Source organism: Arthrobacter sp. NPDC056886 (genome assembly GCF_042788715.1).
Classification (GTDB): Bacteria; Actinomycetota; Actinomycetes; order Actinomycetales; family Micrococcaceae; genus Arthrobacter.
The window spans coordinates 80622-92162 of sequence record NZ_JBHUBT010000010.1 but is presented as its reverse complement, the minus strand read 5'-3'; the positions used below and the strand labels follow the sequence as shown (position 1 = coordinate 92162).

At 67.1% G+C, this 11541-nt stretch carries 11 protein-coding genes; 4 read left to right on the top strand and 7 right to left on the bottom strand.

All coding sequences use genetic code 11. From position 1 onward, the window contains the following. Positions 1–5: 5 nt before the first annotated feature. The 4 genes from ACFRJ8_RS17495 to ACFRJ8_RS17480 form a co-directional block, all read right to left on the bottom strand. Entirely contained in the window at positions 6–788 is a 783-nt protein-coding gene (locus tag ACFRJ8_RS17495) for a peptidoglycan-binding protein (RefSeq protein WP_377987439.1), read from the bottom strand. A gap of 205 nt (positions 789–993) precedes the next feature. Further along, positions 994–3210, bottom strand: coding sequence for a S9 family peptidase (locus tag ACFRJ8_RS17490; RefSeq protein ID WP_377987438.1), 2217 nt, complete (start codon positions 3208–3210; stop codon positions 994–996). A gap of 27 nt (positions 3211–3237) precedes the next feature. After that, positions 3238–4347 carry an LCP family protein gene (locus tag ACFRJ8_RS17485; RefSeq protein ID WP_377987436.1) on the bottom strand — a complete coding sequence of 370 codons (1110 nt, stop codon included), beginning with the start codon at positions 4345–4347 and terminating at the stop codon, positions 3238–3240. A gap of 75 nt (positions 4348–4422) precedes the next feature. Then, positions 4423–5481 carry an LCP family protein gene (locus ACFRJ8_RS17480; RefSeq protein WP_377987435.1) on the bottom strand — a complete coding sequence of 353 codons (1059 nt, stop codon included), beginning with the start codon at positions 5479–5481 and terminating at the stop codon, positions 4423–4425. A 426-nt stretch (positions 5482–5907) separates the two neighbouring features. Between ACFRJ8_RS17480 and ACFRJ8_RS17475 the strand changes: the two genes are divergently transcribed. Beyond that, entirely contained in the window at positions 5908–6240 is a 333-nt protein-coding gene (locus ACFRJ8_RS17475) for a hypothetical protein (RefSeq protein WP_377987433.1), read from the top strand. 138 nt (positions 6241–6378) lie between these two features. On the opposite strand, the gene arfB is transcribed toward ACFRJ8_RS17475, so the two are convergent. The 3 genes from arfB to ACFRJ8_RS17460 form a co-directional block, all read right to left on the bottom strand. Then, positions 6379–6801: an alternative ribosome rescue aminoacyl-tRNA hydrolase ArfB gene (arfB, locus tag ACFRJ8_RS17470; RefSeq protein ID WP_377987637.1), complete on the bottom strand. Its 423-nt coding sequence runs from the start codon at positions 6799–6801 to the stop codon at positions 6379–6381. A gap of 465 nt (positions 6802–7266) precedes the next feature. Then, positions 7267–8616: a permease prefix domain 1-containing protein gene (locus ACFRJ8_RS17465; RefSeq protein ID WP_377987432.1), complete on the bottom strand. Its 1350-nt coding sequence runs from the start codon at positions 8614–8616 to the stop codon at positions 7267–7269. Beyond that, complete coding sequence (locus ACFRJ8_RS17460; protein ID WP_377987430.1) at positions 8616–8978, bottom strand: PadR family transcriptional regulator; 363 nt, start codon at positions 8976–8978, stop codon at positions 8616–8618. The genes ACFRJ8_RS17465 and ACFRJ8_RS17460 overlap by 1 nt, the downstream gene beginning before the upstream one ends. A 187-nt stretch (positions 8979–9165) precedes the next feature. On the opposite strand from ACFRJ8_RS17460, the gene paaA reads away from it, so the two are divergent. From paaA to paaC, 3 genes are read left to right on the top strand one after another with little or no spacing between them, the layout of a single operon-like run. After that, on the top strand, positions 9166–10197 hold the full coding sequence (gene paaA / locus ACFRJ8_RS17455) for a 1,2-phenylacetyl-CoA epoxidase subunit PaaA (protein ID WP_377987429.1): 1032 nt from the start codon (positions 9166–9168) through the stop codon (positions 10195–10197). Further along, positions 10194–10613, top strand: coding sequence for a 1,2-phenylacetyl-CoA epoxidase subunit PaaB (paaB, locus tag ACFRJ8_RS17450; protein ID WP_377987428.1), 420 nt, complete (start codon positions 10194–10196; stop codon positions 10611–10613). The genes paaA and paaB overlap by 4 nt, the downstream gene beginning before the upstream one ends. Then, positions 10610–11533, top strand: a complete 924-nt coding sequence (paaC, locus tag ACFRJ8_RS17445) for a 1,2-phenylacetyl-CoA epoxidase subunit PaaC (protein WP_377987427.1) — start codon at positions 10610–10612, stop codon at positions 11531–11533. The genes paaB and paaC overlap by 4 nt, the downstream gene beginning before the upstream one ends. Positions 11534–11541 lie beyond the last annotated feature (8 nt).

Sequence of the window (11541 nt, the reverse complement as noted above, 5' to 3'; positions counted from 1 at the left end):
AGGTGCTACTGCTTCAGGTCGGACTGCTGGTCAGCCGACGCAGTGGCGTCGCCATGGATGTCCTGGTTGATGATGGCATCCTGTTGGGCGACGGCGAAGGCGTTGCTGTCGATTGAGCCGATGTTGGCGCCGACGGCCGCGTCGATCGGCGCGGCCACGTTGGCGTTCGCGGCCACCGCGCCATTGATCGGTGCTGCGATGCCGGCGTTGGCGTCCAGGTTCACGTCAACGTTGAGCAGGTTGCCGCTGAGGGCGCCCGCGGTGCCGGCGGCTCCGGCCACATCCGTCGCCGCGCCGCCCAGGTCCGGGGCCGTGCCATCTGGCAGGACGCCGGTGGCACCAGCGGGAACAGTACCGCCAGGAACAGTACCGGCAGGTACGGCACCGCCAAGTTCGGCCGTGCCCGGATCCGAGGCGGCAGGCGCTGCAGCAGGATCCGCCGCGGTCCCGGCATCCGTGCCGCTGCCCTGATCGATGACGCTGTCCTGGGTGGAGTCTGCGGTGGCATTGCCGGTGACACCCTGGTTGATGATGCTGCCCTGGTCGGCGAGAGCCTGGGACTCAGACCCGAAGGAGAGCACGTTTGCCGAGGCGGCCGCATCAATCGGCGCGGCAACGTTGGCGTTGGCCGCGATGCCGAGGTCGATTGGGGCTGCGGCGCTGATCCCCAGGTTCAGGTCGGCGTTCAGGTCCAGGACGGAGGCGACCTCCTTGTCCGGCAGGGCGGTACCGCCCTGTGCCATCAGCTCATCATCAGTCAACGGGGTCATTCCCTGCTCAAAGCTCATAACAAACTCCATCTCCGGCACCCTGTGCCCGGTCAAAGCCCTCAGACGCCCCGCCCCCAGCGGACGGGTTCCACGTCGAAGCGCCTCACAACGGTCAATAGTAAGCATGATGATCATTAGATGGGTACCGGAAGCCCCGTCGATTGCTCCGCAACGGCCCTTATGGGCGTCCAAAAGGGCCGTTGCGGAGCAACCGATGGGGGTTTTACTTCAGCCCGGCTCCCGGCAGCAGTTCGGTGGCGCCCAGGGAATCAGCGACGAACGCGTAGTCCCAGGCCCGCTCGCGCCACTGCACGTACCGGCCCGAGGCGCCGCCGTGGCCGCCCTCCATCTCGATCTTCAGGACAACCGGCTCGCTGCCGGTGTTCACTTCGCGCAGCCGCTGCACCCATTTGGCCGGCTCCACGTAGAGCACACGGGTGTCGTTGAAGCTGGTGACGGCGGCGATCTTCGGGTATGCCACGGCGCGGACGTTCTCGTACGGCGTGTACGACTTCATGTACGCGTACACGTCCGGATCCGTGATCGGGTTGCCCCATTCCTCCCACTCCAGTGCCGAGAGCGGCAGCTCGGGGTCCAGGATGGTGGTCAGCGCGTCCACGAACGGGACGGCGGCAACAATCGCCGCATACTTTTCCGGCGCCAGGTTGGCGACCGCGCCCATCAGCAGGCCACCGGCGGAGCCTCCCATCGCGGCGATCCGGCCCGGGTCCACCCAGCCGGATCCGGCGAGCCAGTCCGTGGCCGCGATGAAGTCCGTGAACGTGTTCTTCTTGCGCAGCTTCTTGCCGTCGTCGTACCAGTGCCTGCCCAGCTCGCCGCCGCCACGGATGTGGGCAATCACGAACACGATGCCCCGGTCCAGCAGGGACAGCCGGGGGATCCCGAAGCCCGGATCCATGCTCAATTCGTACGAGCCGTAGCCGTACACCAGGCCGGCCGCCGTCGAATCCCGCCGCACGGAGGCGTGGCGGAGCACCGAGAGCGGAACCTTCGTCCCGTCCGCGGCGGTGGCCCACTCCCGGGTGGCGACGTAGTCCGACGGCGAGTAGCCGCCCAGCACCGGGCTCTCCTTGCGCAACAGGAGCTCACCGCCCGGTCGCTCCGGGGTGGGCAGCACGAAGTCGTAGACCCGGGACGGGGTGAAGTAGGAGGTGTAGCCCATCCGGATGACGGGGGCCTCGTAGTCCGAGCCCGCAACGCCGGCGGTGTACAGCTCCTCGTCGAACGCAGGTTCCACCGCGGTGCCCTGCTCCGCGGTGCCCAGACCGGCCAGGGGCAGGACCTGGACCCGTTCGATGGTGTCCTTGCGGATGGAGACCACCGCGTGGGTGGAGGTGACCCCGGCGCCGTTGACGCGGACCTGGTCGGAATGGGCGACGACGGTGTCCCAGTGCTGCTCGGCGAGAGGTTTGGTCAGCTCACCCGGGTCGACCAGCGAGACCATGGAATTGATGGCGTCCTTGTTGTGGGTAAGCAGAATCCGCTCCTGGCTCCGGCCGGACGCGTCCGCCAGCAGGAACGGCTCGGCCTCGTACAGGATGCGCTCGTCGCGGGAGATCACGGTGCGCAGTCCGGCGTCGAAGTCATCAAAGCGCAGCAGGCGGGTCTCGCTGAACTCGGAGCAGCCAATGCTGAGCACAAGGTGGCGCCGGTCTGCCGAGAGTTCGAAGCCAAGCCACATGGCGACGTCGTCCTCCTGATAGATGACCGCGTCCTCGCTGACGGGCGTGCCGAGCACGTGGGACTTCACCTGGTACGGCCGCCAGGAATCGTCAACCACGGTATAGAAGATCCGGCTGCCGTCGGGGGAGAAGGAGATGCCGTAGAAGACGTTCTCGATCACGTCCGGCAGCAGCACACCGGTGCGCAGGTCCTTGATGCGCAGCGTGAAGCGCTCGTCGCCTGCGTTGTCCACGGCATAGGCGTAGAGCGTGCCATCGATCGTGGTGGCGGCCCCGCCCACGGCGAAGAACGGCTTGCCCTCGGCCTCGAGGTTGCCATCGAGGAGGACTTCCTCGCCGGGGATGACCACGCCGGCCTCGACGGCCGGGGGAGTCCAGTCCGCGACGCGGTCCCCGGTGTCCTGGCCGCGCACGCGGCAGTGGATGCCGTACTCCCTGCCCTCGACCGAGCGGGTGTAGTACCACCAGCCGTCCTTGCGGTTCGGGACGGAGAGGTCCGTTTCCTGGGTGCGGCCCTTGATCTCCTGGAAGATGGCCTCGCGCAGCGGCTCCTGGTGCGCGGTCAACGCCTCCTGGTAGGTGTTTTCGGCCTTGAGCAGATCCACCACCTCGGCGGATTCCTTGTCCCGCAGCCACTCGTAATTGTCCTCGAACGCGTCGCCGTGGTGGGTGCGCACCGAGGGAACTTTTCGGGCGACAGGGGGCTGATGGGACGGCTGGGCGGGAGTCTGGGTCATGGACCCAATGTACCGAAGAGCGGCGCCTCAATTGCCGTTCTGCAGATTGCGGGCCGCCACGTACCCGGCAAGCTTTCCCGAGCCCAGCGCGGCGGAGAGCCCGGCCGTCGCGGACGGGTCCTGTACAACAATCGACTGGCCGTCCGGGCTGGTTCCGGTGCCGGCGGTCGGCAGCGTGAAGAACACGCCACGTCCCGGCGCTGTGTTGCGGAGGGTGAACGCGAGGTTCTCCAGCGACTTGAGGGTGAAGCTTGCGTCCAAGGTCACGTGCGGCAGCACGGTCTTGATGAGTTTGCGGACGGTGTCGCGGTCCGCCAGCCTGCGTTCGGAGGCCATCTTGGCCATGACGGCTTTCAGGAAAGTTTGCTGGTTCCGGACCCGCTGGTAGTCGCCGTCGGTGAAGGCGTGGCGCTCGCGGACAAAGGCCAGGGCCTGCAGCCCGTTGAGCCGGTTCACGCCCGCCCGAAAATACACCTTGTCATCTGCGGTGCTGGTGAATGCCTGCTTGACGTTGACGTCGACGCCGCCGAGCGCGTCTGTCAGGGCCGCAAAACCCTGAAAGTCCAACATCACGGTGTGGTCGATGTGCTGGCCCAGCAGCGCCTCCACCGTCCGCGTCATCAGCGGCAGGCCGCCCAGTTCGAGTCCGGCGTTCACTTTCCCGGTTCCGTGGCCGGGGATTTTCACCCAGAGGTCGCGCATGATCGAGATGCCGTAGACGCTCTTCCGGTCCGCCGGGAGGTGGATCAGCACAAGGGCGTCCCCGCGCTGGTCGGAGGCGGCGCCGCCGGCGGCCACCGCGCGTTCATTGACCCGGCTGTCGCTCCCGATCAGCAAGATGTTGAGGGCGACGGCAGGTGGTTCCGGCGCGGGCGTGGGGCTAGGTGGCGGGGAGGGCGTGGGGCGCGGTGCGCTCGCCGTTGCGGCAGCCGGGGTGGCGGTCGGCACCGTGCCTCCGGCAGGAGCGGGGCCCCAAGGCCTCTGCCCGGTGAGGACGTACGCCCCGACGGCCACGACCACCGCGAGCAGCGCCCCCAGGAGCAGAACAATCGGAGGACGGCGGCCCGCCGTGGGGGACGTGGGAGGGGGCGGGGACGCCGCGGAAGCCGCGTCTGCTGGCTCCGGATCGTTCCCCATGAACGGACGTTACCACCGCTGCCCGCCGCGGACTAAGGGTCCAAGGGCCTCTCCTGGCGCCTCACTTGGCGGGACTCAGTTCCCGTTTTCGAACTTGTTCGCGGCGACGTACTCGCCCAGGGAATCCGAGGCCATCGCCGCGGAAATGTCGTGGATGGCGTTCGGGTCTGTCAGCACGATCGACTGGCCGTCCGCGGACGTTCCGATGCCGCCGGTTGGCAGCGTGAACATGACTGTGTTCTGCGCCCGGATGTCCTTGAGTTCAAGCCCCAGCCCTGCCACGGCGCCCGAGTCCAGGGTCTTGTCGACCGTGACGAACGGCGAGACGGCGCCCACCATGTTGTTGATCGTGATCGGGTTGCTCAGTGTCTGGCCGGCGATCGACTTCTTGATGATGGCCCGCAGGAACTCCTGCTGGTTGCGGACCCGCTGGTAGTCGCCGTCCGCATAGGCGTGGCGTTCGCGCACGAAGGCCAGGGCTTGTGTTCCGTTGAAGGTGTGCTGGCCCGGGGCGAACGACTGGCCCGGGAGTGCGGTCGAGGTGAACGGCACCTTGATATTCACGCTCACCCCACCCAGCGCGTCTGTGAGTCCCTTGAAGCCCTCGAAGTCGATCATCGCCACGTGATCGATGCGCTGCTGGAAGATCGACTCGATGGTCTGCACCATCAGGGGCGTGCCGCCGAGGGCCAGCGCGGAGTTGATCTTCGCCTCGCCGTGACCGGGGATGTCCACCCAGAGGTCGCGCATGATGGACACGGTGTAGATGTTCTTGCGGTCCGCCGGGATGTGCATGAGCATCAGTGTGTCCGCGCGCTGGTTCGTGGGCGTTCCGCCCGCGGCATCAGACTCGGTGGCGCCGCGGCTGTCGCTGCCCATCACCAGGATGTTCATCGCGGTATTCGTCTTCTGCGGGCGCGTGGACTCCTCCGGGAAGGCCTGGTCAATCTTGCTCGTACCGGAGTCGAAGGTCCGTGCGAGGTTGAAGAGGTAGCCGCCAGCCACCACCGCCACGAGCGCCACCACGACCGCGACGGCGATCAGCACCTTGCGGCCTCGGCGTTTCTTCACGGGCCGCCGTTCGCGGGTTTCCGCCCCGCGGACGTCGTCTGGGCTGTCGAAGGGGTGTGTCATGAGTTCCTCTAAGTCGGCCGGGCCTGGCGCCCGGATTCTGGCTGTCAGTACTCAGGCGGGCCACGCCGGAGTATTGCGGGGCGCGAAACGCAGAGTGCACTAGCTGGCCGCGCTGGCTCGTCCTGCATCCGGTGAATGCAGTGACCTCGCCGAGGCGGTAAGAGGCCACGACGTCGCTCTCCGTTGCGTCCTGAACTAGTGCCAAGTGCCGGATGGCCGTCGTGGGGCCTCCTTTACAATACACCGGGCCCGCCGATCAACACTTTTTGGCCAACAACCGGCACATAACGCCAGGTTTCCCCGATATGAAGCGCCCTGTTGCCTGCGTCACACTCCCTGTCTAGGCTGGGTTGCGGTCGCAGCGTCGCGGCCAAAGCGGTCGCAGCGTCGCGGCCAAGCGGTACATGCACGAACAGGGGAATCGTTTTGAACCACAAACTCCGGGTTCTTGTCAGGCTCGACCTCGATTGCGGTCAGGCAGAAGTAGCAGCGCAGGGACATGTGACGGCGCAGAGCCTCCAGGCCCTGTACGTGGTGGTCAAGCGGGCAAACCACCTGAAAGAAGGACTCCACCTCGTGTTGGATGTCAGCCACGCCGTGGTGGAACCGGCGGCCATGGAGCAGCTGCGCGAATGCTCAGCCTCCCACCACCTGCCGACTGCCATTGACCCGCTTCAGTCCGACTGCCAGCTCAGCATCGTAGCGCCGGTGGAAGCGGCCGCTGTTCCCCGGGCCCGAAGGCTGGCGGCGGCGGCCTAAGCCCAGTCAATCGCCGGGTCCGCCCTGCTTCCGGCAGCCGCCGAGGATGGGCATACAGGGGGCCGCGGACCAGTTGCTTGGCAGGTTTGGAGCCTCGGCCGCACCCTCCCGTGGCTGAAAATTTTTAGCGGGATGGCGCTAGTCGGCCGACGGCCGCTGTCGTTGACGTTTCGTCTCTGCCCGTTGTCCCTTTGCCGCGAGGCGCCGACGGTTCGAGCCGCGGGTGGGTCTGGTGGCGCGGCGTCGGGCACCTTCGGGAGCAAGCCCCTCTGCCACGAGGGCGGAGAGCTTGGCCAGGGCGATCTCGCGGTTGCGCAGCTGGGAGCGCCGCTCCGAAGCGGTCACGGTGATCACCCCGGCGATGAGGCGTTGGCCGAGACGCGAGAGGAGCATCAGCCGTTGGCCATCCGAAAGCGCCGCCGAACCGGCGATGCTCCACGAGAGTTCGACGCGGCTGTCCGAGGTGTTGACGTGTTGACCGCCGGGCCCGGACGAACGCGAAAACCGCCAGCCGAGTTCTGCGGCGGGAATCGTAAGCGCGGGCGACACCTCCAGGTCCATGCCACTAGCCTTGCACGATACGGGTGCGATCAAAGCACCAATTCTGGCGCAGGCCCAAACAGGGCAGGCTCAAGCGTGCCGGCGGAGCACCAGGCGGCGCACCGTCTGCGCTTCACGAAAGACGAAAGATGCTGCTCAGGCCAGGCGGGCGACACTCCGGCGGGTCGGACGCATCGGCAACACCGGGAACACTTCCGCGCCGCACCTGCACTTTCAGATCACGGATGGGAGCTCAGTCCTCGGCTCGGCCGGACTGCCGTTCGTCGTCGACCGCTTCAGGCTCCAGGGCCGGATGGACGCGCAGCGGTGGGCGACTGCCACAACGCTGGAGGGTACATGGAACGAGGGCCTTCTCCCGAGCCCGAGCCCGCGCAGCTCTGAGATCCCGCTCGACGTTGACGTTATTGACTTCGGGGCCGGCGCTGACGGTGGCGACCGCGTACCCGGCCCGGGGCAGAGACAGGACTAGATGAAGCCGAAGACGGGCGGGAAGACCGCCACCACGACTGCTGCCCAGGCGCCATAGACCGGAAGGTAGCGGGTTTGCCAGCGCTCCACGGCAGCAAACGGGAGGCGGCCGCGCAGGAATCCGACGGCGAGCCAGGCCGCGCGCAACAGGTGCACCAGCAGCAGCAGGTTCAGGCCGAGCGCGGCGATCTTGTTGGGGCTGTAGCCGAACTCGGCGATGCGAGCCAGCATCGCAGTCAGCATCACGGCATCGACCGCAAGGGCAGCAATGACGAGGGCCAGCTGCAGTGCATCGAACAGTCCGGGACGGGAGAGCGGGTCGCGGGCGGAAATCGAATAGAGCAGCAGGCAGAGGACCAGCACCAGGATTGCGTCCATGAGGATAAGCAGGTTTCGGTCGATGTCGACGAAACCGCCCGCGGTGGCCAGCACGGCCAGAAGGACCAGCAACATGGCAACGGCCAGCGGTGTGAAAACGCGGGTGAGGACGGGGGCGATATTTTCCACCACCTGCTGCTTGGCCTCGACGAGCCAGGCCGCGACCACGAGAGCGCCGGGCACGGCGAACGGCAGGACCCAGTCCTCCAGGACCGGCTGGAAATCGACACCAATACCCCGGAGGGTCGCGAGTGTGAGGGCGATCAGGACTGCGCCGCCCAGCGCCAGCAGCGTGTAGTAGACCGCGAGCTCGCCGGTGAACCGGACGAAGTCCATGCGCCGCTTGTCGGACCGCCATCTCCCGCCGACGTAGGCCACGCCGGTCAGCAGCCACAGGATGACCGGGGCGTGCAGGGCGGCGAGCATCCCGGTGGATCCGGCGGGGACGAACGGGTAGAGATTGAGGACGGCCGCCAGGGCGGCAAACGGGACGATCAGTGTCGCTGCCACCGCACCGGTGATGCGCCGCTTCCACGCGAAGTACGCGGCCAGGAAGGGGAAGACGAACAGGCCCAGGTTGCGCATCAGGGCTGCACTGTCGTCGAACCAGGTAAAGCCGGCCTTGACCGCCAAGCCCGCCCCGACGGCGAGCGCGAGGACGACGGCCAGCTCGCGCCACGGGGACGCGCTGGCGTCGTCGGCGCCGGCCGGTACCAGGACCAGCTGCTTCCACAGCCGGTCGGAGTGCTCACGGGCAAATTCGCGTGAGACGGCGTCCAGGTTGCCCAGCCGCTTGATGGCGACGAGAAAGGCCTCCTCGTCGTCGAGGCCGGTCGCCTGCCGGTCGGCGATTTGCTCGCGCAGATGGTCCTCCAGCTCGTCGACGTCGGAGGGGGAGATCGCCCGGTTCCGCTGAACGTAGCCGCGCCACCGGTCGATCTGGGCCTCCAGCTCAGCGTGCGGCGTCATCACGCCCACCCCCCAGCCGCGGCAGCCGGGCCTTGGGTAGTCTGCCACACCTGGCGCAGCGCGTCTGCGACGACGGTCCACTGCTCCTGGCGGTCGGCGAGGGCGTCCCGGCCCGCCGGCGTGATGGTGTAGTGCTTGCGCCGGCGCCCGGCGTCGGACGTACCCCATAGAGAGGACACGTAACCGAGCCGCTCGAGCCGGTGCAGAAGCGGATAGAGCATTCCGTCGGTCCACTGCATGCCGCCGCCCGAGAGCTCGCTCACCCGCTTGAGGATGGCGTAGCCGTACAGGTCGCCGTCCGCCAAGATGCCCAGCACAAGGGGCGTGGCCGAAGCGGCGACCAGGTCTTTATCAATACGCACTGCGCCTCCTAATCTACCTAGGACTGATACCTAGGACTGAAAGGTATCAAACATAGCAGCTCTAGGTATAGGGCGTCCTGGCGGGGTGGCTTAGCCGCAAACCTTTGTCCTTGACGCATCTCGCGCCTTCCGCATATCCTGAACGAACGGTCGGTAATTATTTATCGGAAATTCACTAGGAGCAACCATGGCATCGCAGACCCTGCAGTCAGTGCCCGCCGAGCCATCGCCGGAACGGCATGGACCGAGCCCCGAGGACGCGGCCCGGCGCGACGCCGAGGGCCAGGCCTACTTCGACAAGGTCATGGCGGAGGATTCCCGGATCGAGCCGCGCGACTGGATGCCCCCGGCCTACCGCAAAACGCTCCTGCGCCAGATCTCCCAGCATGCACACTCGGAGATCATTGGCATGCAGCCCGAGGCCAATTGGATCTCCCGCGCCCCGAGCCTGAAGCGCAAGGCCATCCTCATGGCCAAGGTCCAGGACGAGGCCGGCCACGGGCTCTATCTCTACTCCGCCGCCGAAACTCTCGGCCAGCCGCGTGACCAGATGATGCAGGACCTGATGGACGGCAAGGCCAAGTACTCCTCCATCTTCAACTACCCGGCCCGCACCTGGGCCGACATGGGTGCTATCGGCTGGATGGTCGACGGCGCCGCGATCGCCAACCAGGTGCCGCTCTGCCGCGCATCCTTCGGCCCCTACGGCCGGGCCATGGTCCGGGTGTGCAAGGAAGAGTCCTTCCACCAGCGCCAGGGCTTTGAGATTCTGCTGGAACTCTCCCACGGCACCCCCGAACAGAAGCAGATGGCGCAGGACGCGGTGAACCGCTGGTACGCCCCGGCCCTGATGATGTTTGGCCCCCCGGATGACGACTCGCCCAACTCCAAGCAGTCCATGGCCTGGAACATCAAGCGATTCAGCAATGACGAACTCCGCAACCGGTTCGTCGGCATGATGATGGAGCAGGTCAAGGTCCTCGGCCTGACGCTGCCTGACAAGGACATCCGGTTCAACGAGGAAACCAAGAAATGGGAGCACGGCCCGCTGGACTGGGCCGAATTCCATGAAGTCCTGGCCGGCCGCGGCCCCTGCAACGCCCAGCGCCTGGAACGGCGCCGCGAGGCACACCAGAACGGCGCCTGGGTGCGCGAAGCCGCGGCCGCATACGCGGAAAAGCAGGCCAAGAAGCAAGCAGAGAAGGAATTTGCAGCATGAGCCCCCATGGCAACCCGGAGTTCCCGGCAAGTACCGCAGACAGCGGCTCCCGCTCCATTGACAAGGCGGAAGATCGGTCAGCAGACCGGGCCAACGTGGCCGCAGCCGCCGAGACCCGCCCGGCCGGCGTAACCGGCAACGTCTGGCCCATCTGGGAAGTATTTGTCCGCTCCAGCCGCGGCCTGTCCCACGTCCACGCAGGATCCCTGCACGCGCCCGACGCGGCCATGGCCCTGCGCAACGCCCGGGACCTCTACACCCGCCGCAACGAAGGGGTGTCCATCTGGGTGGTCCCGGCCGAGGCCATCGCCTCCAGCGACCCCGATGCCAAAGGTTCCTTCTTTGAATCCCCCCAGGGCAAGGACTACCGCCACGCCACGTACTACACCAAGAGTGAGGGAGTGAAGCACCTGTGAGCACCACTCCCGAAACAGCCCTGAACTCAGAGGAAACAACCGGCCACGGCGACATTTCCGTCGGCGTATCCGGCGCCGCCGGGGACAGCGGAGCCAGCGCCACCCGGATCACCCCCGGAAACGCCCTCCGCCCGGAAGACATCGCGCTGGCCGTCAGCCGCGGCGCCGCTAAGCCGAGCGAAGACATCGCCGAGTTCGCCTTGCGCCTGGGCGACGACGCCCTGATCCTGGCCCAGCGCCTGGCCCACTGGATCTCCCGCGCGCCGGAGCTCGAAGAGGACGTGGCCCTCGGCAACATCGCGCTGGACGAACTCGGCCACGCCCGGTCCTTCCTCAGCTACGCCGGCGGACTGGACGGGCGCAGCGAGGACGACCTCGCCTACCTCCGCCGCGAGCACGAGTTCCGCTCGGCGGCGCTCTTCGAACAGCCGAACGGGGACTTCGCCGTCACCATTGCCCGGCAGTTCGTGGTCAGCTACTACCAGTTCGAGCTCTACCGCCGGCTGACGTCCTCCACCGACTCCACCCTGGCCGGCATCGCCGCCAAGGCGGTCAAGGAAGTGGACTACCACCGGGACCACAGCGCCCAGTGGGTCCTGCGCCTGGCCCTCGGCACGGACGAATCGCGCCAGCGCATGATCCACGCGTTCAAAGTCATCTGGCCCTACGTGGATGAGCTGTTCCGCGACGACGAGCTCACTGGACGCCTCAGCGAAGCCGGCGCCGCGCCCCAGCCCTCGAGCCTCCGCGTGGACTTCGACCGGCTCACCGGCGAGGTCCTGGCCGAAGCCGAGCTCGAGGTCCCCAATGTGCAGCCAACGCCGGGCGGGGGCCGCCGCGGCCTGCACTCCGAACACCTCGGCTACATCCTCGCCGAGATGCAGGTGCTCGCCCGCGAGTACCCCGGAGCCAGCTGGTAGGCACCATG

Bases quoted from the DNA above. Each gene is read 5' to 3' on its own strand.
- ACFRJ8_RS17485 (WP_377987436.1), bottom strand. From the start codon at position 4,347: ATGGGGAACGATCCGGAGCCAGCAGACGCGGCTTCCGCGGCGTCCCCG.
- ACFRJ8_RS17490 (WP_377987438.1), bottom strand. From the start codon at position 3,210: ATGACCCAGACTCCCGCCCAGCCGTCCCATCAGCCCCCTGTCGCCCGA.
- paaA (WP_377987429.1), top strand. From the start codon at position 9,166: ATGGCATCGCAGACCCTGCAGTCAGTGCCCGCCGAGCCATCGCCGGAA.
- arfB (WP_377987637.1), bottom strand. From the start codon at position 6,801: ATGGACCTGGAGGTGTCGCCCGCGCTTACGATTCCCGCCGCAGAACTC.
- paaB (WP_377987428.1), top strand. From the start codon at position 10,194: ATGAGCCCCCATGGCAACCCGGAGTTCCCGGCAAGTACCGCAGACAGC.
- ACFRJ8_RS17465 (WP_377987432.1), bottom strand. From the start codon at position 8,616: ATGACGCCGCACGCTGAGCTGGAGGCCCAGATCGACCGGTGGCGCGGC.
- ACFRJ8_RS17480 (WP_377987435.1), bottom strand. From the start codon at position 5,481: ATGACACACCCCTTCGACAGCCCAGACGACGTCCGCGGGGCGGAAACC.
- ACFRJ8_RS17495 (WP_377987439.1), bottom strand. From the start codon at position 788: ATGAGCTTTGAGCAGGGAATGACCCCGTTGACTGATGATGAGCTGATG.